Origin of the sequence: Peribacillus sp. FSL M8-0224 (assembly GCF_038003055.1) — a bacterium.
GTDB classification, from domain to species: domain Bacteria; phylum Bacillota; class Bacilli; order Bacillales; family DSM-1321; genus Peribacillus; species Peribacillus frigoritolerans.
The window spans coordinates 2,962,933-2,987,888 of sequence record NZ_JBBOOJ010000001.1; the positions used below are offsets into that span (position 1 = coordinate 2,962,933).

Consider the following 24,956-nt stretch of genomic DNA (forward strand, 5'->3'; position numbering starts at 1 on the left):
GTATTCTCCCCTTCTTTATTGAAACCCGGTTTATTTTTCAGCAGAAGAAACGGCATTTTGTTTTACGTCGCCAAATTTTGGAATGTGATGTTCTCCAATTGCCACGTGGATAACTTGTGTTTCCGTATAGAATTCAAAGCTATAATGGCCGCCTTCACGTCCTACCCCACTATATTTCGATCCTCCAAATGGAATCCGCAAATCCCTAACGTTTTGGGAATTCACCCAGACCATCCCACTATCGACAGCTTGAGCAAATCTATGTCCACGTTTCATATCATTGGTCCATACATAAGCAGCCAGCCCATACTTTACATCATTAGCCATTCTCAGTACTTCCTCTTCAGTCTTGAAAGGAATGACTGCCATGACTGGTCCAAAAATCTCTTCTTGGGCGACCGTCATATCATTTGTACAGTTCAAAAGAAGCGTCGGGGCAATATAATTCCCTTCCTTGAATGCACTTGGGATGGCACCGCTTACAATTTCCGCCCCTTCATCTTTTGCTATATCCAGATATCGGGAGACATTATTAAAATGGTTACGATGGATCAGGGGTCCGATTTCCGTGTCTGGATCCATTGGGTTTCCAATTTTGATATTATGAACACGTTCCTTCAATTCTGCCACGAACTGGTCTATTATCGATTCATGGACAAATAATCTGGAATTGGCTGTGCAGCGCTCCCCATTGAATGAATAGATTCCCCATACCACTGAATCCAGGGCCTTTTCTAAATCGGCATCTTCAAAAATGACTGCTGGTGATTTACCGCCGAGTTCCATGGAAAAACGTTTCATCGTATCTGCACCATTTTTAATGATTTCGGCACCGGTTGTCGTTTCTCCGGTAAAGGATATCAATTGGACTTCAGGATGGGCAACCAAGGAAGCCCCCGCTGTCTCCCCAAAACCGTGAACGATATTGAATACGCCTTTTGGCAGACCGGATTGATCAATGATTTGAGCCAATTTATTGGCAGTCAATGGAGACCACTCCGCCGGTTTAAGGACACATGTATTTCCTGTAGCCAGGGCCGGGGCGATCTTCCAGGTTTCTAACATGAAAGGGGCATTCCAAGGAGTGATTAATCCTGCCACTCCTATCGGTTTATGAATCGTATAATTGATGAAAGTGTCATCCACTTGATATGACTCTCCTATTAGCCTGCTTTTCACCATTTCAGAATAAAAACGGAAATTCTCCGCTCCCCTTGCCGCTTGTTTTTTTGTCTGGCTAATCGGCAACCCTGTATCCAGTGATTCCAAAAAGGAGATTTCTTCGGCATTTTCTTCAATTAGATCAGCAATCCTATTCATGTACTTCAATCTTTCTTCCACTTTCATCGTTCTCCATGGGCCATTATCGAATGCAGCTCTTGCGGCGGCGACCGCTTGATCAATATCCTCTTTAAAGCCTTCTGCCACATTATTGATTGCTTGATTATTAAAAGGGCTTAGATTTTCAAATGTTTTTCCTGAGATACCCTCGACAAATTGACCATTGATGTAATGCTTCACATCCTGCACGGGAAAAGTTTGCATGATAAATCCTCCTTTAAAATTAATTCGGGAAGATGACAATAACCGTTTGGATTTGTGCAATCTTCCCAACTAGCCATTATGACTGGATTTTTTGGTCAATCAACCCGTATGATTGAAGGGTTTCACGCAGTTCTTTTTCCAATGGTTCCGAAGGTGGTCCCATAGGCGGCCTTAATGCGGGATTGATTTTCCCCATCATCCCCATCGCAGCTTTTAATGGTCCTGGATTGGTTTCTTTAAACAAAACATCGTTCAATGGCATTAATTTGTAATGGAGGTCAAGCGCCTTATCTACATCACCCTCCACCCAAAGATTATAAATGTCCGCTACTTCTTTAGGAGTGATATTAGCAGTAGCACTTATATGTCCTGCCCCTCCAATAGCCAACATTGGATAGCATAATAATTCAATGCCAGAATATAAGAGAAAATCCCTTCCGCAATTCAACAAGACACGGTTCACATGTTCGAAATCTTTATTAGATTCTTTTACACCAATAATATTTTCACAATCTTCAGCAAGACGTGCCAATGTCTTCACTTCTAAATTCGTCGCCGTTCTTCCGGGAATGTTATAAACGATCAGCGGGATATCAACAGCATCGGCTACCGTTTTAAAATGATTATAAAGTGCCTGTTGATTCGGTTTATTGTAATAAGGAACGATGACTAAAGCAGCATCCGCGCCCATTTCCTGTGCCCTTTTTGTCAAATGCAATGTTTCTTTCTGATTGGCAGATCCGGTACCTGGTGCAACTGGAACACGGGCTTTTGCTGCTTTAATTGCCGTTTCCATCACTAATTCCCGTTCCTCAATCGTTAGTGAACTCGGCTCTCCTGTAGTCCCGCATACCGAAATTCCATGGGAACCGCTTTCAATATGCCAGTTTACTAGATTTTCAATGGCCTTTACATCAACATCCATCTTGTCATCAAAGGGAGTGACAACGGGTGCGATGGATCCTCTTAAACGACTTTTGATTTCCTCGTACATTTTTTCTACCACCTTTTCATTATTTGAATATTCCGAATAATCTAAGTGAAAAAATCGGCTTTGCTTTTATCAATAATCAATCGACTATAATAAAACAAAGCCTGGGTCATCAAAGTGCCTGATCTTGATTCGTTTCCGCCCTCTGCTTGAAAGTGCTTATCGCATTCAGTTTGTGCTTTCTCACCAATGATTCAATTTCTTCAAAAGATGCTTTTTCCTTTAGGAGCTTTATGATGCTTTCATGTTCGCGAATCGATTGGACTGCGCGTTGCGGCACCATGGTGAACATGGACTTTCTGACTCTATTCATTCTTTGTTGTGCCTGTTTAATTTCCTCCAATAAAAAGGAATTTCCGCACTTTTCATAAATTTCCGCATGGAAACATTCGTTTAATTTACCAAACAGCTCTAATTCAAAGTTATGGAGGGCTTTTTCCATTTCTTTGTTTAAATTAATTAGATTTTCAAAATCATGATCATTCATGGTCAAAGAACTGAGGGCAGCAGCATATCCTTCAAGCAAAGATAAGACAGAAAGAGTTTCAATGTATTCGCTCTCATTTATGCTTGTAACCACCGCTCCACTATAAGGCTTATATTGAATAAGGCCGTCAGATTCCAGTTGCCTGATCGCTTCCCTGACAGGAATTGGACTTAAACTAAGTTCTTTTGCCGTTTGATCGATAATGATCCGCTGTCCAGAACCATATGTTCCATTCAAAATTAATTTACGAAGGTGCTCATAAGCTATTTGCTTTTTGCTGGGGTTTTTGTTTTTCTCTTCCATATTTTCATCATATATGAAATCATATATGATTGCAATCGATTTTCATTAAAAATCATATATGATTTTTTCACATGTTTGTTTTGCATATATGAATGATCTGTGCCTATGAATAGACTGAATGTAACTGAAAAATCCGGCAGCCCACCTTTTCCTTTACAATAGTGAAGTGAGCTAAAATGCACTGTCCCGTCTTCTTCCCGTTTCGAAATATAATCCAACTAAAAAAAACCTGCAGACCCAGTCTGCAGGTTTTTAATAAATTAGGCCATTTTTGAATTAACGAATGAATGTATTCTTTCAACGGCTGCTTCCAGCAGCTCCAGTGAAGTTGCATAAGAGAGTCTGATGTTATCAGGTGCACCAAACCCTGAACCTGGAATAACAGCCACTTGAGCTTCTTCAAGCAACGCAGTCGTAAAATCTTCGACATTGCTGTACCCTGTTAATTCAACTGCACGTTTAACGTTCGGGAATAAATAAAATGCCCCTTGTGGTTTAATGCAGCTTACGCCTGGAATTTCAACCAATTTATCATAGATTTTATTCAAACGGCCTTCAAATGCTTGACGCATTTCCTCAACAGGCTCTTGTGTACCTTCATAAGCCGCAATCGCACCATATTGAGCGGTTGTGGTTGGGTTGGATGTGCTATGGCTAGCAAGGTTCGCCATTGCTTTAATGATGGACTCATCACCGGCTGCATAACCTATTCTCCAGCCAGTCATCGAATGCGATTTAGAAACACCATTGATGATGATCGTTTGCTTTTTCAGTTCAGGTGAAATCTCTGCAATGGATGTATGTTTAGCCTTTCCATAAACCAATTTTTCGTAAATTTCGTCGGAAACGATCAAGATATCATGAGCCAGGCAAACTTCCCCGATAGCCGCCAATTCTTCCCTGGAATAAAGCATGCCCGTTGGATTGCTTGGAGAGTTGATGATAACCGCTTTCGTTTTTTCGGTAATTGCTTGTTCTAATTGTTCTTTCGTGATTTTATATTGATTTTCTTCCGTACCGACTATATAAACCGGCTTACCGTCTGCAAGCTTGATTTGCTCAGGATAGCTCACCCAATATGGTATCGGAACAATGACTTCATCTTCTTCATCCAGGATCGCTTGAAACAATGTGTACAGCGAGTGCTTGGCACCTGAGCCAACTGCAATTTCAGACGGTTTGTAATCCAAGCCCTGATCACGCTTCAATTTAGCCGCAATTGCTTCTTTTAGCTTCGGCAGACCAGCGGATGGCGTGTATTTAGTTTGACCTTCATTCATGGAAAGAAGTGCTGCATCTATGATATGTTTGGGCGTATTATAGTCTGGTTCACCAGCACCCAAACCAATTATATCTAAACCTTGGGCCTTAAGTTCCTTTGCTTTTGCCGTAATGGCCAATGTTGTTGATGGCGTTAATGACTGAACACGGTTCGCTAATTTCATTTTAAATTAATCCTCCATTCTAAATGCTTCGATAATACTTTAGCCATTCCCCAGTTTTAAAATCATAATAGTCATAGTTAAAGCGCTCGGATTCATCAAGATACGTTACTTCCCAAAGCGGGACGTTCTTTTCCATGCCTAGCTTAACCGAAATGATTTTTTGGGGATTAAGCTTTTCTTTGACAATGTTCATGATCTCTTTTTTTGATTTACCATCTTTATAGTTTTCCACTACTATTTCTTTCTTCTTGTCCTCAGGAAGCCAGACTATTTTCTTAGTCCCCTTTTCACCTTCACCAATGATGACGGAGTATGAATCCTGCCCATTATAAAGGTAGAATTCTTCCATGGTCACAAGGCCGCCCTCTTCCTTTGCCTTTTTAAAAGCCTCATTACCAGCCACTTTTTTAGGCTGCAACGCTTTAATATATGCCCCGCTGACAAATCCGATAAAACAAAGGACTAGGATGGAAGCAATAATCAACCATTTTTTCAAAGCTGCTTTTCCTTCTTTCTATGTACGATAAATTGTAAATATCGCTTTTTCTTGATCTTGGGAATCCAATGCCAGACCGAACATCAAGTCATCTTTTTTCAATGTTCGGTTCAAGGAATCCACAATTTTATACAGATCAGGAGAATGTTGCAACCTGACTGTTGAAATTACTTCGATTTTACTTTCCATGAAAACGCCCCTCCATTTTAATAAATTGTCAACAACCACTGGTATGAATAGGATTTGAAGGCTTTACCACCTATCACATTATACCAGTTCAAAGGTTATTTTTCTTTATAAATTCATAAAAATTCCTGGATTAATGAATAATCAAGATCCTTTAAATCCACTCTTCTATCATTTCAGCCATTTCTGATATAGAGCCTTGGTGCCAGTCCACTTTCGGAATGGCCTTTTGAAATTCAGTTCCGTATTTGGCAGTAATGATGCGGCGATCAAGTATAACCAAAATCCCTTTATCTTCTGGAGTGCGTATAAGCCTGCCGAAACCTTGTCGGAACCTTAATAGGGCTTCGGGTAATGAATACTCAGAGAATGGATTGCGCCCCTGCTTCTCGAGAAGTTGGCATTTTGCAGCTGTCACAGGTTCATCCGGTGGCGAAAAAGGCAGCCTGACAATGATTAAACAAGATAAATCCTCGCCTGGGATATCGACGCCCTCCCATAGGCTGGTTGTCCCAAACAGGACCGCTTTCTCGAAGTTTTGGAAATTCCTGAGCAGCCTCATCCGGCTTCCGCCAGAAATCCCTTGTGCAAACAGGGTGAACTCATCCAGAACACCACAATCTTTGACCGAATGATAGGTCGCCCGCAGCATTTCATGCGAGGTGAATAATACCATCATTCTCCCTTTCGCTGCCTGAGCGGCAGCAATAATATGGTTTGCCGCGGTTTCGGAGAATTCCTCCACTGATAAACAATTGATATCTGGCAGATCATTTGGAACCAGTACCTTTACGAGTTCCTTATAAGGAAAGGGTGATGGAAAACTTGCTGTCTGGATCGGCTCATTCTCTAATCCGAGTTGTTCCTTAAAATACTTAAAAGAATCCTTCACCACAAGGGTTGCCGATGTCATGACCACACTTTTTTGACGCCCGAAATAGGAATCCCATAGCCGTTTACTGCCTGCAATCGGCTGAACCGTCAAAGTCACCCCATGCTGAGGTGCTGCATTCGTATAATCAAGCCAATAAATATTTTCTTCGTGGGGCTTGATGAAAAACTCATGCAAAGAGTCCCTGGTATCCTGTAAATGTCCAAGCAGCACCTCGATATCATTCAAGTGAAATAATGAATTTTTTCCTAATGGGGACTCATTATTCAATAAAAGGGCCAATCTTTTCTCTAACCCCTTGATGATATATCCTAATAAATCCACCAACCGCTCAGCGACAAGAATCGCTTTACCCCATCTTCCATCATTTATTTTGAATGAAAGCCGTTTTGGGCTCACAGAACGTGAAAGTTTTTCCGCCTGATTGGAAAGGTAATAAAAAAGCTGTTCGAATTCATACGAAAAATCACTAAGCTTTTGATCTAATTCATGTGAAGACTTTCCATCCGTCAGTCCGTTATTTAAGAGCATCCTGTCCAATTTATATAATAATTGCTTTTGATCAGATGTCCCCAGTCTGTTCAAAATCGTCTTCACCGAAATGTAATTAAGCCTGCTCCCAAGCTGTTTGGATGCAGCCTGTTCCAAATGGTGTGCTTCATCGAGAACCAAATACCCTTTTTTGGGGATCAATGCGTCTTCTGTAAGCAGATCCGTCATTAAAAATGAATGGTTAGTAATGATGATATCCGCCTTGGCAGCTATTTTTTTTGCCCGTTCAAAAAAATCCAGTTCAAGCCAGGGCTGTTTTAAACCGGCGTATGTAAGACCATCACTTTGAAGCCTATTCCAAAATAGCTGACCGCCGCTTGTAAGGTTCAATTCATCTTTATCACCTGTTACGGTTTCAGTAAGCCAAACCAATATCTGCATTTTCGTTAAGGCCGTTTCATAATTATCTTCCTTTTCACGCAAAGCCCTTTCGAACTTTGCCAAGCTCAAATAATTGCTTCTCCCCTTCAGTAAAACAGCTTGAAAGGTAAAAGGAAGGATTTTTTTAAGCTTAGGAACCTCGTTTTGAAGAAGTTGGTCCTGCAGCTGAAGCGTATACGTCGAAACGACGACAGGTTTTTGATGTTTTTTTGCAAAATAAACGGCCGGAAGCAGATAACCTATGGATTTTCCAATACCTGTTCCAGCTTCAATGATTGCATCCTGGCTGGTTTCGAAAGAATTGTGGATCAGGTTCATCATATCAAGTTGTCCGCTTCTTGCTTCGAATGCTGGGAATGCATTTTGAAGCATGGCTATTTTTTCCTCATTGTCGAGCGGGAATTTCGCCCCCGTGTCTTTATGATCACCTTCATGTTCGGCCTTTTTAAAGGCAAGACCCCTATAAGTAATTAGATCAGGTGAATGGACTTCTGCTTTAGCAAGTTTGCTTGCAATGCAAGCATCTATTAATTCGGAAACCTCACTTTGTAAAGAATAAGATAACCGATACAACTGTTTTAGTGTCATGACTGGAAGATTCATCAGCTTTTTTTTCAATTCCAACAACAATAAAGCGGTGGCATATGCATCACTATCCGCTTGATGGGGCCTGGAATGATCTAGGTTTTCTTCTTTAGCCAGCTGGTGAAGCTTATATCCATCGGATGTTGGTTTTAATATTTTCGCTAACTCCACTGTATCAAGGGTGGAACCATAAAACGGCTCAAACCCGCATCGCACTAGTTCTTCCTGTAAAAAAGATAAATCAAATAAAACATTATGGGCAACAAAACAAGCCCCTTCTATAAGCCTGGCAATATTTTCTGCAACATCTTCAAAGTCAGGTGCATTTTTTACCGTCTCGTTGCTTATTCCGGTCAATTCTTCAATAAACAAGGAAATTTCCTGTCCAGGGTGGATGAATGTCGAGTATTCATCCACAATTTGGTCATTTTCGATGACCACTCCAGCAAATTGAATAATTCTATCTCCTTTTTTCGGAGAATTCCCTGTTGTTTCCAAATCAACCACTACATATCGTTGCATCATGAATTGTACACCTCAAACTTCACTTTCTCCACTTCCTGATGGAATTCTCTTATCTTTTTTATACCATAATAATCGTAATAAAGGAAACAAGCCGTTCATCAACAGACGAAAAGGGCCGGCACCTGTATGCATGTTTCATGCACATGTGCCGGCCCTCCGCTTACATGATTGTAGCTGCAGGTTCGTTTGAAATTAAATCAATGATTTTATTGTTTTCATCCATGATCGCAACTTTTGGTTTGTGATCTCCCAGTTTTTCCTCAGAAACCATCACATAAGAAATGATTATCACGATATCATCCGGCTGCACCAGTCTTGCTGCCGCTCCATTCAAACATACGACACCGCTACCCCGTTCACCCGCAATCACATACGTTTCAAGCCTTGCACCATTATTATTATTCACGATGGCGACTTTTTCATTAGGCAAAATGCCCACCGCATCTATTATATCTTCATCAATCGTAATGCTGCCAACATAATTCAAATTAGCTTCAGTTACCCGTGCACGGTGGATTTTTCCATTCATCATCGTTCGAAACATCTCAATTCCCCCTGATCTTATGATTTATTCTATATATAAGGTGATATTATCAATTAGTCTTGCATGCTTGAACTTTACAGCCATTGCAATGATGATGTTTCCTGCCAGTGATTCAAGTGGTTTAAGTTCTGGGTATTGATAGACTTCAATATAGTCGATCACTCCACTTGTTTGGGCAGTAATATGTTCACTAATTAGAGCCGTGACGGTAGCTGCATTTCTTTCACCTGATTCAACCGCCTCTTTGGCCTTCAATAAACTTTGGTACAGCTCTTTAGCCTCCATGCGTTCTTGATCTGACAGGTTCACATTTCGCGAGCTCTTCGCTAACCCATCTTCCTCGCGTACGGTATCTACAGCAACAAGCTGGATAGGGAAATTGAAGTCTTTGATCAGGCCATCTATCACGGCGACTTGCTGGGCATCCTTCTTACCAAAGTAAGCTCTATCGGGAAGGATGATATTGAAGAATTTCGTTAAGACTGTCGCTACACCATCAAAGTGTCCAGGCCTTTGTCTCCCGCATAAAACATCCGTCCTGCTTTGGACAACAACTTTCACAGATGGTTCTTCACCGTACATTTCATGGACTGTTGGATAGAAGAGGTAATCCACTCCCCCATTGGCAGCGACATTTTCATCCCGTTCCAAATCCCGTGGATATGTTTCAAAATCCTCATTCGGTCCAAACTGCATCGGATTTACAAAAATACTCAATACCACAATATCATTTTCTTTGCGGGCCTTTTCCAGGAGGGTTGCATGCCCTTCATGCAAAAACCCCATTGTCGCTACATAGCCAATGCTTTTGTGATTGTTTTTTTCCTCTCTAAGTGCCAATTGCAAATCAGCTGCTGATGTAAAAGTTTTCATCTTTTTCCTCCGTAAAGTTCAGAAAGCTGCTCTTCCTTCATCGTGAATGTATGTTCTTCCGACGGAAAATCTTTAGATTTCACTTCATTCACAAAGCTTGTAATCGATTGGCCAATCAGTTCATTTGCATCTCCATAAACTTTTACGAATTTCGCTAGCCGGTCTACTCCATACTTGATGACATCATGGTAAACGAGGACTTGACCATCCGTTTCTGCGCCTGCTCCAATTCCAATGGTTGGAATTTCGAGGTTCCGTGTGACGAGTTCCCCCACTTGATATGGAACACATTCAAAAACTACTAGCATCGCCCCTGCCGCTTCACACTTTCTCGCATCTTCCAAGAGCTGTGCTGCACTTTCTGCATCTTTTCCTTGCACTTTATATCCGCCCAGAACGCCGACGGATTGAGGAGTCAATCCAAGATGGGCTACAACCGGGATGCCTGCCTTTGTCAATGCTGAGATTTTTTCAACAACATCATCCGCTCCCTCGAGCTTCACGGCGTCCGCATGACCTTCCTGCATGATCCGGGCTGCATTCTTCAGTGTTTCATCCATAGATAGGTGATAACTCATAAAGGGCATATCCGTCACGACAAATGTATTTGGCGCCCCGCGTTTTACTGCCTTTGTATGATGGATCATGTCATTCACCGTAACTGGAATCGTTGAGTCATACCCTAATACGACCATTCCTAAAGAATCACCGACTAAAATCATGTCTACACCTGATTGTTCGGCTAACTTTGCTGACGGGTAATCATAAGCCGTGAGCATCACAATCTTCTCTTGATTTTGTTTCATCTTCAAAAAATCTCCGGACAATTTCATTACGTTTCCTCCTTTTAATGGAGGAGATGAAAACATCAGCTAAAACTGGTGTCTATACATTCATGCGCAAAAAAAGGACTGACTAAAAAAGTATCTGTTTCGCTACGAAAAATGGCATGAAAAGCCACAATTCGATCAATAAACAGCACTTAGCTTTTTAGTCAATCCCTTTGTTTCATCAGAAGTTTCATCCCTCCGTCCCAGTCCAGTTCTCTGGATCAAGGCAGATTTTCAAATAATTTGGTATTTATGGGGGTGCAGTTCAAATAAGATACTGCCCACTTGCATTATATCAAGCAAAAAAGAAATTTTCTATTTAATTTTCACGAATTTGACAAAAATCTACTGAATTTCAATATCTGCAGAATATATCGAATGTACGGTACCTTTTCCGTCTTCGAGAAGTAAAACGCCTGAATCCGTTATGCCCAATGCCTTTCCGACAATCGTGTCATTAACGGTACTGGCTTTGATTACCTGTCCAAGACTGATTGCATAACTCTCCCATAAATCCTTTATAGGCATGAACCCTTGATCCAAATAGAGTTCGTACAAATTTTCAAGACGAAATAATGCTCGTTGAATGACCTTGGACCTCGAAACCGTCCCTCCACTTTCTATGAGAAGGGAAGACGCTTTTTCCTGCAGTTCTTCAGGAAAATCCTCCAATTGCTGATTGATATTCATTCCAATTCCGATAATGACAGAATGGATTCTATCTGACTCCGCCTGCATCTCCGTCAGGATGCCCACCACTTTCTTGCGATTCACCAAAATATCATTCGGCCACTTTATCTGCGGCTTCAAATCAGTGGTATCCTCTATAGCCTGAGCTACAGCGACCGCGGCCAATAATGTAAGTTGTGGCGCCTCATGAATCGGAATTTTCGGTCTTAGGATCAGACTCATCCATATCCCGCTGAATTTTGGGGAATGCCAAGATCTCATTAGCCTTCCTTTTCCGGATAACTGCTCCTCGGCAACGACGAGGGTTCCCTCCTGAACACCTTCATTTGCTAGTTGATGCGCAATTTTTTGAGTGGATTCCACAGTTTCCTGATAATGGATCATTTTGCCGATCGTTTTTGTTTCCAAGCCAAGTTGTATTTCGCTCTCGGACACTTTTTCCGGCGCTGATATGATCCGGTAGCCTTTTTTCCTAACAGCTTCGACATTATACCCTTCACTGCGCAGGTCTTCTATATGCTTCCAGACCGCTGTGCGTGAACAGCCAATGTATTCAGCAATTTCCTGACCGGATATAAACGCACCATCCGCTTTTGAGAGGGCTTCCATCAGCTTTGTTCTTAACTCAGATTGCATTTCACCAGCCACCTCTTAATTTCTTCTTTATCATTTCTTAATTCTTCATTCAAGACAGCTTTCAATATTTTTTCCAAGTATTCCTTGACCCATGGACCTGGCTTTTCTTGATGCCAAATCAATAAATCCGTCCCCGTGACGGCAAGATCCGACATTTGTTTTATAATAAGTCCATTATAGCGGTGGTGTGCATTCTCTTCAGCATCCGATACATTCCCGCCATTCAGTGCAGCTCTGACTTTAGCAGCTTGTACCGTTATGCCATGACCTGCCTGAAATACATCGATGGCTGCTGGTTCCTTACTCTTCACCAGCTTTATCGTACGTTGAACGTTTCTTATGGTTTTCAATGGCAGCTTCCATGCCCTCAAAGCCTCTTCGATTTCTTGTTCCTTTGTGTGAATCATGATGATAGACCATATTTCTGCCGCATTCAGTTGATGAAGCGGCAGGTTCAGTAAGTCCATTAGATGTTCTTTTTTACGTGAGAATAGAGGCAGGTATTGATATAATCCGCTTTCAAGCAAGAGTGAGAAAGCCTTTATCTTATTAGAGCCGGCCGCTAGTTTCTCAAATTCAACCAGGATTCTTTCGACAGCGATTTCACTGATGTTCTGGGCGTTCTCTTTAAGGGAATCAAAGGTTTCATGATCCAGTTCAAAATCAAGTTGACTGACGAACCTTAAAGCACGCATCATTCTCAATGCATCCTCATTAAACCTTTCATGCGGGTTACCAACCGTGATAATCCTTTTTTGTGCCAAATCGCGCTTACCATTAAATGGATCAATGATCTTTCCGGTCTTATCCATTGCTATTGCATTCATGGTAAAATCTCTTCTTTGCAAATCTTCGGTCAAAGAACGGACAAACTCTACGGCATCGGGCCTGCGAAAGTCCGAATACCCGCTTTCCGTTCTAAACGTCGTAATTTCGTATGTACCCGTATCCGTAATGACAAGCACTGTACCGTGGTCGATTCCGATATCAGCCGTATTAGGAAAAATCCTTTTGATTTCCTGGGGTGTGGCGGAAGAAGCGATGTCCACATCGTTTATGGGCCTGCCAAGGATATAATCCCTTACAGAGCCGCCAACGAAATAAGCCTCATATCCTGCTTCTTCAATCAATTCCAGAATGGGTACTGATTTCAAGAATAATCGATCCATCAGCGTCTCCTCCCTATTCCATGGATTTACCTTCAAGTGCTTGAATGTAGATGGCTTCATACTCTGACATAATCGTATCACTATGAAAATCGGTATTGGCCCTTTCAAGCGCAGCTTCAGAAAAGCGTTTATGTAAACTCGGGTCGCTTAAAAGTCCAATCGCTTTTTCAGCAACCATTTTGACATCTCCCAGTTCACAAATATAACCAGTCTCCCCATCAACGATGACTTCGGGTATTCCCCCGATATTCGTCCCGATACAAGGAACTCCACATGCCATCGCCTCGAGCAGCACAAGTCCGAAACTCTCTTTTTCCGATAACAGGAATATCAAATCACTGATTGAATATAATTCCGCAAGGTTATCCTGCTTACCAAGGAACAAGACCGCATCATCGATTCCAAGATCTTTAGCCAATTTCAATACGGTTGTCACTTCCGGCCCGTCTCCTACGAGGAGTAGCTTTGCAGGCAATTTCTTTTGAGTTAAATAAAACGCCTGGATGACATCTTTCACTCGCTTGACCGAACGGAAATTCGAAACATGTATGATCACTTTTTCATCTTCCCTGATTCCGTATTCATCCTTAAGGTAATCGGAATCGGTTTTACGGTACTCTCTTTCATCAATAAAATTATAAACGGTTTTGATTTCCTTATCCGGCGCGATTAATTCGTGCGTTTGCTGAACAAGGGAATTAGATACTCCTGTAACGACATCTGATTGCTCTATGCCGAATTTAATCAAATTGGTCAATGAGGGATCCTGGCCCAAAACAGTGATATCCGTACCATGCAGTGTAGTTACGATCTTTACTTCATTACCTGACATCTGCTTTGCAAGGATCGCACAAACAGCATGTGGAATTGCATAGTGAACGTGTAGGATATCTAATTTCTCCCGTTTTACGACATCCGCCATCTTGCTCGCAAGCGCCAGGTCATATGGTGGATATTGAAAGACTGAATATGAGTTCACTTCAACCTGGTGATAAAAAATATTACAGTACATCTTATTTAAGCGAAAAGGGATGCTTGAAGAAATGAAATGTATTTCATGTCCTTTTTCTGCAAGCATCTTACCTAATTCAGTTGCTACGACACCAGAACCCCCAACTGTCGGGTAACAGGTAATTCCAATTTTTAATTTCATAAGATTATTATTCTCCTAACAAGTCGGCATCGATAAGTAACGGTTTTTTTGTCATGAATCCCTCCGCAAAGGCGACACCCACTTCTTTGCCAAACATCCGCTCCCGTGCCTCTACAGTCTCGATATAGCCATTAACTAACGGTGTTTCTACAGATACTTGACTTTTTTCGAATTGGCTCCCATATGCCCTAAGGCTATCCAGCTTTTTCGATATTGTAGAAGTGATATCCACGACGAAGTCCGGTTTGTGAAACCCATTGATCATATAATAGTGCATATTTTGGACACGATGGGAATCCATGCCTTCTTCTTCCATATACTTTCTTACTCCTGCCGAAAAAACTGCTTCCTCCACTAATTTGGCACAGTTACCATGATCGGGATGGCGGTCTTCCAAAAATGGAGCAAATACAAGTGCAGGTTTATATTGGCGAATGACCTTGATGATTTGATTTATGTATTCCGCCTTCATGTATAGGCCCCTGTCGGGTAGATCAAGGGAAATCCTCTTCACCCCAAGGATTTCAGCAGCCTTATCGGCTTCCTCTTGCCGCAATGGAACGGTTCCATTGGACGACATTTCAGCTTTTGTCAAATCACAAATGACAATTTTCCTGCCTTGTTGCACATATTTAGCGATCGTGCCACCCATTCCGATTTCAACATCATCCGCATGTGCCCCGAAAGCCAGGATATCTATGTTACTTTTGTTTATCATTTATCTCACCTTGTTTTTGCCTTAGTTTTAGCCAGTCCATATATCCGTGTTTCAAACCTTGTATGAGCACTTCTGCAGTGCCCATATTCGTTGCCAAGGGAATTTCATATACATCTGATAGGCGGATAAGCGCCGATACATCAGGTTCATGCGGCTGTGATGTCAAAGGATCGCGGAAAAATAGGACCATGTCCATTTCTCCGCGTGCAATCATTGCACCTATTTCCTGATCCCCGCCAAGAGGTCCTGAATGAAAACGATGGACAGGCAGTGATACTTCTTCCATGATTCGTTTCCCAGTCGTACCTGTTGCAAATAATTCATGCTGCTCAAATACATCTTTATAGGCTGTAACAAATTGAATGATATCTTCTTTTTTCATATCATGGGCAATTAAGGCAATTTTCATCGTAAATCCTCCTGATCCCTATTCAATAATATTTTCCAAGCCGTATACAAGAACATCCAATTTCATGACGGTATCGACAGCAAGTTTGACTCCTGACATGAACGAAGCTCGATTAAAGGAATCATGCCTAATCGTCAATAGCTCTCCTTCACTTCCGAAAAGCACCTGTTGATGGGCAACGAGTCCCGGTAGACGGACACTGTGGATATGCATGCCATCTACATTTGCACCTCTTGCCCCCTGGATGGTTTCTTTTTCATTAGGGTGCCCCTGTTGTTTTGTTTCACGTACCGCTGCAATCATGTCTGCCGTTTTGGAAGCAGTTCCAGAAGGTGCATCCAGTTTTTGATCATGGTGCATTTCTATGATTTCCACATCCGGGAAATACTTTGCGGCCATTTGGGAAAACTTCATCATCAAAATGGCGCCAATTGCAAAGTTTGGCGCGATGATGCAACCAATGCCTTTTTCTTTTGTCAATGAATCCAGCTTTGCTAAATCATCTTTTGTAAAACCAGTCGTTCCCACTACAGGGCGGATGCCATGATTAAGTGCCGTTTCGGTATGGAACATGCCGACTTCCGGTGTGGTCAAATCGATCAATACGTCTGCCTCTACAGAAGAAAAGCATTCATTTATATCAGAAAAAACCGGCGCTTCGATCCCGTGAAAACCTTCTATTGCGGAAAGGCTTTCCCCGTTATGCTTGCGATCTATGACAGCTGCCAATTCAAACCCTTCTGTCCTATGTACAAGCTTCACCGCTTCATTTCCCATTCTGCCTCGTGGACCTGCTACAATCACTTTCACTTTACTCATCTTTACCTTCCTCCTCCATTTCCTCTTCTTTTCTTGTCCATCTATCTTTATCGCGGGTTGTAAATTTTTCCATGACCAAATCATGCGAGTTTTGAAGATCAATCCCTAAAGAATTGGCAAAACAAATCAACACAAAAAGCATGTCCCCCAATTCCGCTTCAATGGTATTCTCTTCCTCTGTCGCTTTCTTTGGTTTTTCACCATGGTAATGATTGACTTCCCTAGCCAATTCCCCAAGTTCTTCAGACATGCGGGCGAGCATGGCGAGAGGGCTGAAATATCCTTCTTTAAATTGTCCTATGTATTGGTCGACTTCCGCTTGCATTTGTTGGATCGTCTTTTGCTTTTCCATATGAGTCACCCATTCTTGATTTTCGTTTTCAAACATCATACCTTCTCCATGTTAGCTAAAAGTGAAACAGATGACAACAGATACGTTTGCGAATCAAAATTGCCCATAGTTGGTTAATTAGTTATAATAAGTAAATTAATGCTATGCAAACCTTTGGAGGTATGGGACATGCTTTTGGGCTTAAAATTGAAAAATATCATATTCATCCTTTTTGGGGCTGGAATATTCGCATTTGGCCTCGTGCATTTTAACATGCAGAACAACTTGGCCGAGGGCGGATTCACCGGTCTCACCTTGATTATATATCAACTTATCGGGATAAATCCTTCTTATTCTAATTTGATTTTGAATATTCCTTTATTTTTAATCGGGTGGAAATATTTAGGGCGCACATCTTTCTTTTATACGATTATCGGAACGGTTGGACTCTCCGTTTGGCTATGGGTTTTCGAGAGATACGAATTTGAAATCAATCTCGGTAATGATTTGATGCTTGTGGCATTGTTTGCCGGGGTCTCGGTTGGTGTCGGCCTGGGCATCATTTTCCGTTACGGCGGTACAACAGGCGGAGTGGATATCATTGCCCGTTTTGCCCATCGTTACTTAGGGATGGGCATGGGTCGGACCATGTTCATCTTTGATGCCGTCGTCATTGGCCTGTCCATCCTTACCTACCTGGATTACCGGCAAGCGATGTATACCCTCGTTGCCGTTTTTATAGGTGCCCGAGTAATCGACTTTATGCAAGAAGGAGCCTATGCTGCTAGAGGTGCAATGATCATTAGTGACAAAAACAAGGAAATTGCCGAAAAAATCATGAATGATATGGAGCGGGGCGTAACTGTATTAAGGGGCTATGGGTCCTTTACACGCAATGACCGGGAAGTCCTCTATTGTGTTGTTGGAAAAAATGAGTTAGTCCGCTTAAAAAATGCCATAACTTCTGTGGACCCTCATGCGTTTGTATCCGTCAGTGAAGTTCATGACGTATTGGGTGAGGGCTTTACCCTTGATGAGAACAAGAATCCCATTGAAAGGTGATCCATTGACTGTACATACCGATTGAATGCAACCCTTATGAATGTTGCCCTGTCCAACTGAATTTTATTAGCAATGTGCAGCAAATACTCTTAAAAATGAGAAAAGGACCCCATCCCAAGATGGTGTCCTTTTCTCATTAATCTTCTTCCCTCATTCCTGTATACATAAGCAGAAGACGAACTAATTCCAGTACGGCTACAAGAGCGGCAGCAACATAAGTCATCGCAGCGGCACTTAATACTTTTTTCGTTTCCCGTTCTTCATCATTCCGGATGACCCCGGCGGAAACGAGTTGATCCATCGCCCTAGAAGAGGCATTGAATTCAACCGGCAGGGTTATCACTTGGAACAATACAGCGGCGGCCATAAATACGATACCCGCCAATAGCAACTCAGGAATTGAAGCTAACATCCCGATTAAAATCAAAATCCAAGATATGTTAGAGCCAAAATTAGCTACCGGTACTAATGCATGACGGAAACGCAAGAATGCATAGGCTTCTTTATCTTGAATCGCATGTCCAACTTCATGGGCTGCAACCGCTACACCGGCAACTGAATGGCCGTGATAGTTATCCGATGATAAACGCACTGTTTTATCCCTTGGGTCATAATGGTCAGAAAGCATTCCAGGTGTCTCTTCGACCCTGACATTGAACAGACCATTTTGATCTAAAATGGCCCGCGCCGTCTCAGCACCACTCATACCGGAAGAGGCCGATACCTTTGAATATTTTTTATATGTGCTTTTCACTTTCATTTGTGCATAAATCGGGATTAAAATGATAATCGCCAAATAAATGAAATACATGGTATCCTCCTATAACTATTATTACTCTTAATTCTATGGATTGAAGGCAACCGTGTCAAATATAGTGTTCTCTTCCCCTGTCTTTTTAATCATTATGTTCTTTCCTTGGTTTTTCCCTATCACCTTTATATTTCCTCCAGCCTACATAAGAAAGCGTCATGATGATGATTGAGCCTGTCGATATGATGACCCACCAAAGGGAAGGATCTGCATCATCTTCCCCCATATCATCAAAAATGGAGGTTAGTTCGTTTTGCAACGCATCCAGTTCCTTTTGACTTTCTCCATCACTGATTACCTCCGGACGGTATTGGTTGATGTATTGAATCCTCGTGTCCAGTTGCTGCATCGTTTCTTTAGAAAGGTCGACTTTCAAGCTTGGATATATCATTTCATATTGTGATAGGAATAAGTTCAATTGGCTATTGAAGGTAATTGTGTCTTGATTGATCGCGGCATTCTTTGTCTGCTGGAAAGAATTCATCATTTGATCCTCCATCTCTGTCCAAAGAGGCTGATGGGTAGACTTGACCGCATCAACAACAAGCCGGAACTTTGTAACAGAATTAACCTTTTCGGAATCTCCCTTGTTCATATCCTTTATTGTCATCAACGCCTCATTATGAGCTACAGTGATAATTCGAAGTTCGTCCATGTCAAGGATCTGCTCTTTCGCTGTCTCTTTTAAAAACCGGTCAGAAAAAAACGTCAGCATCTTTTCCGAATCTCCATATCGCTTCAACTTGGTCATTTCCAAGGCTCTATCGGAAATGTTATCTAATTGCTCCAAACTTGAAGAGGATTCTGCATAGACAGGGAAATGTAAGACGACAAATAAAACAGCAATGGTTAATATGAATTTTTTCAACATGCTACTCGTCCCTCCTCATATCTCTACTAAAACGATATGAAAGAAAAAACATGAGTAGACCTCGTTCAACATAAAAAAGTTAACCCTGCTTTTACAAAGCTGTATTTAGAGTTAACTTTTTAATGGATGATGGATAGGGTGGTCCGCTTTTTTCTATATCCAAAGTACCAGCCGACAAAAATGGATAGTATACTGAGCCAAAAAGTGAAATAACCTATCGAATTCATATATACCAATAAATCACGATAAATTGGCATCATTTCAAAAACATAATCGATTATGTCATTATGTATGGTCCAAATCGCAGCCACTATCAAATGCCAAGGTTTTATTCGATAAAATGGTGCATATAATACCCCTTGTATCGCCATCCCCAAATGAGAAGCCATTAACATATAACCTTCCCATGGCAATGAACCGGTTGTCAAGAAGGTCATCAAATTCATTGCAACCGCCCATATTCCATATTTGAATAGTGTCATGATTGCCAACGCTTCCATAAGTCCGAAATTCCTTCTTAACAGGAACCCCAATAAAACAAATACAAAGAACAGGCTAGCTGTCGGGCTGTCCGGTACAAATGCCAAAAAAATCGCCGGAGTGTTTTCCAATTGACTACCGTACCAATAATATCCATAGGCAGTACCGAATATATTTATTAATAATAACAAAGCGAGCATTTGCCGGCTTGCAAGCAAACTGTAAATAACATTCATTCTTTTACCCTCACTTACATTCTTAAGTATATTCATTTTACAGGCCATCAACCAGAAAACCAAGTATTCATTTCAATTTCTTCTCATATACGCTTCAATTTACCAATAAAAAAGCCGACAACCGTAGTCGTCAGCTTCATTTACAGCCTATGATAGAAATTGATGTTGATGGCTATATTACTTTGTCGATAAACCAGATACAAATTCAGCTAATGTTGCCAATTCTTCATCTGTACCCTTGAACATGCCAGCTGGCATGTTACCCTGGCCTTTGACTGCGATTTTAGAGATTTCTTCTGGACTTAAGCCTGTGTCAATTAAGCTTGGCGCTCCTGCTCCACCAGTTAACTCTGCTCCGTGACAGCTAATACAGCCACTGGAATCCATCAGTTTATACCCATCGCTCTCTTTATCAATGTCTGCACCTTCCACGATCGCTCCTTGTTTCTTGGAAGCTTCCCAATCATGGTGAGCTGCAGACTCCCATGTCAAATAGAATACGCCGGCAATTGCCAATAGCATGAAGCCTACAGCAAAAGGACGTTTTGCCGGGCTCCGCTCTGGACCACGATCTAAAAAAGGTGCCAAGAGCAACGCTCCGAAAGCCAAACCAGGTATTACCAGGGCCCCGATTGCATTATAAGGACCTGAAGCATAGGTATACTTAAGTAATTGGTAAAGGAATAGGAAATACCAGTCTGGCAGCGGAATGTACGCTGTATCTGTAGGATCTGCTATCCTTTCCAATGGTGACGGATGTGCGATTGTCAGGCAAAGATACCCTACAAGAAATACAGCTCCTACCATCCATTCTTTTAAAAGGAAATTAGGCCAAAATGCTTCAGTTTTCCCAGGATATTCTGAATAATCTTTCGGAATATTCGGTTTACGGTTCGCGGAGATACGCGAGTCACCTACGAATTTCATACCTTTCCCACGATGCATAGAACAATTCCCCTCCTTTATGAAAAGGTTTTTTTGGTTCTTGGTTCACCATTCTTTTATAGTGGACCTGAAATACCTTGTTTTCGGATCATCAGGAAATGAGCCGCTAGTAATGCAAATAATGCTGCAGGCAGGAAGAATACATGAATTGCAAAGAATCGTGTCAATGTCTGTGCTCCAACGATGGTTGGATCTCCTGCTATCAATGTCTTGAGTGCCGGTCCCATCAACGGTACCGATTCGACAATTGTCAACGTAACTTTCGTTGCGAATAGCGCTTTCATATCCCATGGCAATAAATAACCAGTCAAGCCTAATGCCAGCATGATGAAGAAAATCAATACGCCGACCATCCAGTTCAATTCACGCGGTTTTTTGTAAGCTCCCTGGAAGAAGACACGAAGAGTATGTAAAAACATCATAACGATAACTAGACTTGCTCCCCAGTGATGCATACCACGGACAATTTGACCGAAGGCAACTTCATTTTGCAAATAATAAACAGATTCCCAAGCGTTTTTAATGTCCGGGACATAGTACATCGTCAAGAACATGCCTGACAAGATTTGGATGACCGTAATAAAGAAAGTTAACCCACCAAAACAATATACGAATGCGGAAAAATGATGTGCGGGGTTAACATGTTCAGGAACCTCATGGTCAGCAATATCCCGCCATAACGGCGTAATATCTAAACGCTCGTCCACCCAGTCATATAACTTTGTTAGCAATGTTTACGCCTCCCCGTGCGGTTTTAGTTGACCCAAATAAAGTATTCCATCTTTTTCTTTCGTGTCAAAGACATCCAATGGTGAAACCGGCGGTGTCCCTTTCACATTAATCCCATCTTTCGTATACCTACCATAATGGCAAGGACAGAAAAATTGATTCGGATTAGTCTTATCCGTATTCCACCCTACCGTACAGCCTAAATGTTTACAGATTGGAGATAAAGCAACGATCTTACCATCATCCGTTTTGTAAACCCAAGCTGTATTTGTTTCTTCAGACTCATACCACCCATCGACCTGTTTAAAACTAAAGTCGACACGGGTCGGTTCGGTAGTCAGATCACCTACCTTCTGCTTAGTTGCAACGTAATCCCCGCCTTTATCAGCTGATAATACAGGATCAATTGCAAACCTAACCATAGGCATCAACATACCGGCCGCCATAAATCCACCAACGCCAGTAAGTGTGTAATTAAGGAATTGACGTCGTGAAACATTATGCTTGCTCATGCGTTTTCCCCCCCTCTATTACTATACTGAGAGCCCAAAGGACCAATAAATAGCGACACTATAAAACTAGGACATTTCCATGATATCTCAATAATTTACCAAGGTCAATATTTGTAAAACCCAAAAGGTGGCAACTATGTGTCAAATAATGCGAAAAATCCTACTTTTTTTCATTTTTCCAATTATAAGAGAAAATATCAAGGATTTGGAGAACTTGCTGGTTAATCATTTCCCTTGCTTGTTCAATTTCAAGCCCTTCCAAGGGAATGGCAGGAATCCATACTAAATTATTCTCTAATTCCCGTTCTTCTTTTTTCCACTCGAAGTCCGATGTAAGAAAGAAAACATGCTCGAAATTATTTTCTTTCACTTCATTGGCCCAACGCTTTAACCGTTCAACCTTATCCATTTCATCACTTAAATAATGAAATGTCGGCAATAAAAGAATTCTACCTTTCATCTGCTTTTCAATTTCCAAGCTTAAAATGGTAAGAAATTCATTCATTGAGCCCGTTTGCTTCATTTGCCCTTTAAAAGATAGGGGAACCAAAGGAATCAAAACGGTATCCACATACTCTTTTGACTGCATATACATGTCAAGATCTTTTGCTGTCCACTTCATGTTTTTTCATCACTCCCGATTTTTTGAATCAACTCCTTATCATTTTACCATTATTTTTATAACATCTTTACCATATACCCATAGTCTTTACAAAAATGTGGATTTTATCAATGTTTTATAAAAAATAAAAACCTTTCCTGATTACGGAAAGGTCAATTTATTTCATCCAAGTACTTTCAATTGATTCAATTGTTCGGTTAAATCCTTAAATGCTTGTTCATCATGCTTATCAAGCGCTTCATCGATTTCCTTAAGCAGACGGTCCCTTTGAAAATACAACATGCTTCTTTCTAAAAATTGTTCAGCTAGCAGCTGATCTTTTTCATTCGATGCCGTCGATTTCGGCATGAAGGGATTGTGCTCGAGTACCGCTGCATATTGATAGGAAGAGTAAGACGATTTAAAATTAAGCTGAATATAAATGTCTTCATCCCGATTTAAACGGATATCATGAAAAGATTTCTCTGCATCGGTCGTCATGATATTAGACTTATAGAACCTGAAAGGGACCTCATCCACACAATGTGTCGACATAATCAGTCCACGTGGGCAATATTGTGCATTTTCTACAAAATGAACCTTTTTCATCAGTTGATCATGACTCATTAAGTAATTCAATATCCACACGCATTCTCTTCGTTTCAGTTGATAATGATTTAAGAACCACCGAATAAAATCCTTCTTCTCATTCACAGAAACAGGGGCAGCCACCATGAATTCCCTCCTCTGTCTTGATTTAGTTTTGTTTCACTTATCTACATTTCCTCTGTGTTTTCACCTAGCCGCTCCAAAATCATTGCATACTCATCATTCGCCGGATTCATCTCAAGCAGCTTATTAAATACTTCTCTAGATGTGGCTCTGTCTCCTTCTTCAATTAAAAAGAAACCATAATCTTCAAGGAAATCTTGATTGCTGTTGAATGAATTATATGCTTTATGATAGCTGGTTAATGACTCTTTAAATTGTTCAGTATGCTGATAAGATACAGCAGCTATCCAGTCAAACTGAGGATCATCCTCTCCATATCGCCTTACTTCACCTATACACTCCAATACATCTTCATACCTTTCTTGGTGCATATACAATTTCAAAAGGGTGAGTGCAGCTTCCAGATATCCCGGATCAATGGCAAGTGCTTCTTTAAATAGATTTTCAGCCTCTTCGTCAAGACCGCTTTTCAAGGCTATTTTACCACCGAAGAAGTAAAGTTCCTTATTGAATTCATCAGCCTTGATTCCTTCTTTGACCGTTTTCAAGGCATTTTCGAGATCTTCAAGATGTTCATAACTCTTTGCCAGGTACAAATATAGTGAATGATATTCATGATCTAATTCTTTCAGTTCAATAAACTTTCGTACGGCTGTCTCATAAAGACCTGCCTGAAAAGCTGTAAATGCATATTCAAATAAAGTATTGATTTCAAGTCCATCCTTCAAGGCCTTCTCAAAGTGCGGAAGGGCCTCCTCGAACTTGCCCGAGCTGCTTAATGCTTCAGCAAGCCTCTGATTGACATTAACACCAGCGATTTCTTGTTCCTGTTCCAAAACCTTTATGTAATTTGCAATGGCTTCCTGATCCCTGCCTTGATGAAAGAACAGTTCAGCTAGTGCAAAATCAATGATGATCTCATCCGGAAGCATTTCCTTAGCCTGCAGTAATTTCCGTTCGCTGACCTCATCCATCCCCTGTAATTGATAAAGGTCCGCTTCCAAAAGCAAAGCACTTGGATATACTTCATCATCTGCACTTACTTTTTCAAGCATCAGCATCGCTTCATCTTCCTGGTCCATATCAATCAGGATTTCCGCCAACGAAACAATCAATTCTCCTTCATCGGGATAGAGTTGCAGCAGATGTTCAAAAAGATCCTTTGCCTCTTCCGCAAAGCCAAGCTGGAGCATTTCTTCGGCCAGCAATAAAATGTCCTCTGCTGACTCTGATGATTTAATTCGATTTATATGTTTAAGAGCTTCTGTTAATTCCCCTTTTTTTAAATGCTGTATAACTTGTTCCACTGTGTTCATTGTTGAATCCTTCCTTTTGCATGATAGACTTGGTCCCTAGTCATACACACTCACGCCATAATGTAACATACTCTGCCATTAAGAACAAAATACCATGTAAT

General features: G+C 41.3%; 27 protein-coding genes. 1 reads left to right on the forward strand and 26 read right to left on the reverse strand.

Translation table 11 applies throughout. From position 1 onward, the window contains the following. Window positions 1-30 precede the first annotated feature (30 nt). The 17 genes from hpaE to MKX49_RS14180 form a co-directional block, all read right to left on the reverse strand. Window positions 31-1,545, reverse strand: coding sequence for a 5-carboxymethyl-2-hydroxymuconate semialdehyde dehydrogenase (gene hpaE, locus MKX49_RS14100; protein WP_289350358.1), 1,515 nt, complete (start codon window positions 1,543-1,545; stop codon window positions 31-33). A gap of 76 nt (window positions 1,546-1,621) precedes the next feature. Continuing rightward, on the reverse strand, window positions 1,622-2,539 hold the full coding sequence (gene hpaI / locus MKX49_RS14105) for a 2,4-dihydroxyhept-2-ene-1,7-dioic acid aldolase (protein ID WP_340876824.1): 918 nt from the start codon (window positions 2,537-2,539) through the stop codon (window positions 1,622-1,624). Window positions 2,540-2,648: 109 nt separating this feature from the next. After that, window positions 2,649-3,326 (reverse strand): GntR family transcriptional regulator, encoded by a 678-nt coding sequence (locus MKX49_RS14110; RefSeq protein WP_048681607.1) that lies wholly within the window; start codon window positions 3,324-3,326, stop codon window positions 2,649-2,651. A 260-nt stretch (window positions 3,327-3,586) separates the two neighbouring features. Next, on the reverse strand, window positions 3,587-4,771 hold the full coding sequence (locus tag MKX49_RS14115; protein WP_340876825.1) for a pyridoxal phosphate-dependent aminotransferase: 1,185 nt from the start codon (window positions 4,769-4,771) through the stop codon (window positions 3,587-3,589). A 19-nt stretch (window positions 4,772-4,790) separates the two neighbouring features. Further along, on the reverse strand, window positions 4,791-5,267 hold the full coding sequence (locus tag MKX49_RS14120) for a cell wall elongation regulator TseB-like domain-containing protein (protein WP_340876826.1): 477 nt from the start codon (window positions 5,265-5,267) through the stop codon (window positions 4,791-4,793). An 18-nt stretch (window positions 5,268-5,285) separates the two neighbouring features. Further along, entirely contained in the window at window positions 5,286-5,456 is a 171-nt protein-coding gene (locus MKX49_RS14125) for a YpmA family protein (RefSeq protein ID WP_065310840.1), read from the reverse strand. A gap of 151 nt (window positions 5,457-5,607) precedes the next feature. Further along, a complete protein-coding gene (dinG, locus tag MKX49_RS14130; RefSeq protein ID WP_252266997.1) occupies window positions 5,608-8,388 on the reverse strand; it encodes an ATP-dependent DNA helicase DinG in 2,781 nt (926 codons plus the stop codon). Between the two features lie 160 nt (window positions 8,389-8,548). Further along, entirely contained in the window at window positions 8,549-8,932 is a 384-nt protein-coding gene (panD, locus tag MKX49_RS14135) for an aspartate 1-decarboxylase (protein WP_048681619.1), read from the reverse strand. Window positions 8,933-8,956: 24 nt separating this feature from the next. Next, window positions 8,957-9,805, reverse strand: coding sequence for a pantoate--beta-alanine ligase (gene panC, locus MKX49_RS14140; RefSeq protein WP_057276302.1), 849 nt, complete (start codon window positions 9,803-9,805; stop codon window positions 8,957-8,959). Further along, on the reverse strand, window positions 9,802-10,638 hold the full coding sequence (gene panB / locus MKX49_RS14145) for a 3-methyl-2-oxobutanoate hydroxymethyltransferase (protein WP_053535578.1): 837 nt from the start codon (window positions 10,636-10,638) through the stop codon (window positions 9,802-9,804). The genes panC and panB overlap by 4 nt, the downstream gene beginning before the upstream one ends. Window positions 10,639-10,980: 342 nt before the next feature. Beyond that, complete coding sequence (locus MKX49_RS14150) at window positions 10,981-11,961, reverse strand: biotin--[acetyl-CoA-carboxylase] ligase (RefSeq protein WP_048681627.1); 981 nt, start codon at window positions 11,959-11,961, stop codon at window positions 10,981-10,983. Then, window positions 11,946-13,130 carry a CCA tRNA nucleotidyltransferase gene (locus tag MKX49_RS14155; protein ID WP_340876828.1) on the reverse strand — a complete coding sequence of 395 codons (1,185 nt, stop codon included), beginning with the start codon at window positions 13,128-13,130 and terminating at the stop codon, window positions 11,946-11,948. The genes MKX49_RS14150 and MKX49_RS14155 overlap by 16 nt, the downstream gene beginning before the upstream one ends. Window positions 13,131-13,143: 13 nt before the next feature. Further along, window positions 13,144-14,283: an N-acetyl-alpha-D-glucosaminyl L-malate synthase BshA gene (gene bshA / locus MKX49_RS14160; RefSeq protein ID WP_340876830.1), complete on the reverse strand. Its 1,140-nt coding sequence runs from the start codon at window positions 14,281-14,283 to the stop codon at window positions 13,144-13,146. Window positions 14,284-14,290: 7 nt separating this feature from the next. Then, a complete protein-coding gene (gene bshB1 / locus MKX49_RS14165) occupies window positions 14,291-15,001 on the reverse strand; it encodes a bacillithiol biosynthesis deacetylase BshB1 (RefSeq protein ID WP_054400281.1) in 711 nt (236 codons plus the stop codon). After that, window positions 14,985-15,410: a methylglyoxal synthase gene (locus tag MKX49_RS14170; protein ID WP_048681639.1), complete on the reverse strand. Its 426-nt coding sequence runs from the start codon at window positions 15,408-15,410 to the stop codon at window positions 14,985-14,987. Before MKX49_RS14170 ends, bshB1 begins: the two co-directional genes overlap by 17 nt. Window positions 15,411-15,428: 18 nt before the next feature. After that, window positions 15,429-16,229: a 4-hydroxy-tetrahydrodipicolinate reductase gene (dapB, locus tag MKX49_RS14175; RefSeq protein ID WP_340876832.1), complete on the reverse strand. Its 801-nt coding sequence runs from the start codon at window positions 16,227-16,229 to the stop codon at window positions 15,429-15,431. Next, on the reverse strand, window positions 16,222-16,617 hold the full coding sequence (locus tag MKX49_RS14180; protein ID WP_238141515.1) for a nucleotide pyrophosphohydrolase: 396 nt from the start codon (window positions 16,615-16,617) through the stop codon (window positions 16,222-16,224). Before MKX49_RS14180 ends, dapB begins: the two co-directional genes overlap by 8 nt. Window positions 16,618-16,749: 132 nt before the next feature. Between MKX49_RS14180 and MKX49_RS14185 the strand changes: the two genes are divergently transcribed. Continuing rightward, window positions 16,750-17,622, forward strand: a complete 873-nt coding sequence (locus MKX49_RS14185; protein WP_034307964.1) for a YitT family protein — start codon at window positions 16,750-16,752, stop codon at window positions 17,620-17,622. A 136-nt stretch (window positions 17,623-17,758) separates the two neighbouring features. On the opposite strand, the gene MKX49_RS14190 is transcribed toward MKX49_RS14185, so the two are convergent. The 9 genes from MKX49_RS14190 to MKX49_RS14230 all read right to left on the reverse strand — a co-directional run bounded on the left by MKX49_RS14190 (window position 17,759) and on the right by MKX49_RS14230 (window position 24,855). Then, window positions 17,759-18,433, reverse strand: a complete 675-nt coding sequence (locus MKX49_RS14190) for a zinc metallopeptidase (protein ID WP_034307967.1) — start codon at window positions 18,431-18,433, stop codon at window positions 17,759-17,761. Window positions 18,434-18,518: 85 nt separating this feature from the next. Further along, window positions 18,519-19,304, reverse strand: a complete 786-nt coding sequence (gene ypjB / locus MKX49_RS14195) for a sporulation protein YpjB (protein ID WP_034307968.1) — start codon at window positions 19,302-19,304, stop codon at window positions 18,519-18,521. A gap of 119 nt (window positions 19,305-19,423) precedes the next feature. Then, window positions 19,424-20,020 (reverse strand): DUF1405 domain-containing protein, encoded by a 597-nt coding sequence (locus tag MKX49_RS14200; protein ID WP_048681648.1) that lies wholly within the window; start codon window positions 20,018-20,020, stop codon window positions 19,424-19,426. Between the two features lie 177 nt (window positions 20,021-20,197). Then, window positions 20,198-20,965 carry a menaquinol-cytochrome c reductase cytochrome b/c subunit gene (locus MKX49_RS14205; protein WP_340876835.1) on the reverse strand — a complete coding sequence of 256 codons (768 nt, stop codon included), beginning with the start codon at window positions 20,963-20,965 and terminating at the stop codon, window positions 20,198-20,200. A gap of 56 nt (window positions 20,966-21,021) precedes the next feature. Then, window positions 21,022-21,696, reverse strand: coding sequence for a menaquinol-cytochrome c reductase cytochrome b subunit (gene qcrB, locus MKX49_RS14210; RefSeq protein ID WP_034307974.1), 675 nt, complete (start codon window positions 21,694-21,696; stop codon window positions 21,022-21,024). Window positions 21,697-21,699: 3 nt separating this feature from the next. Continuing rightward, on the reverse strand, window positions 21,700-22,206 hold the full coding sequence (locus MKX49_RS14215) for a ubiquinol-cytochrome c reductase iron-sulfur subunit (protein WP_048681654.1): 507 nt from the start codon (window positions 22,204-22,206) through the stop codon (window positions 21,700-21,702). A 160-nt stretch (window positions 22,207-22,366) separates the two neighbouring features. Then, window positions 22,367-22,828, reverse strand: a complete 462-nt coding sequence (locus tag MKX49_RS14220) for a YpiF family protein (RefSeq protein ID WP_053535588.1) — start codon at window positions 22,826-22,828, stop codon at window positions 22,367-22,369. Between the two features lie 162 nt (window positions 22,829-22,990). Continuing rightward, a complete protein-coding gene (locus MKX49_RS14225) occupies window positions 22,991-23,542 on the reverse strand; it encodes a ReoY family proteolytic degradation factor (protein ID WP_034307987.1) in 552 nt (183 codons plus the stop codon). Between the two features lie 41 nt (window positions 23,543-23,583). After that, window positions 23,584-24,855, reverse strand: a complete 1,272-nt coding sequence (locus tag MKX49_RS14230; protein ID WP_323597742.1) for a tetratricopeptide repeat protein — start codon at window positions 24,853-24,855, stop codon at window positions 23,584-23,586. Window positions 24,856-24,956 lie beyond the last annotated feature (101 nt).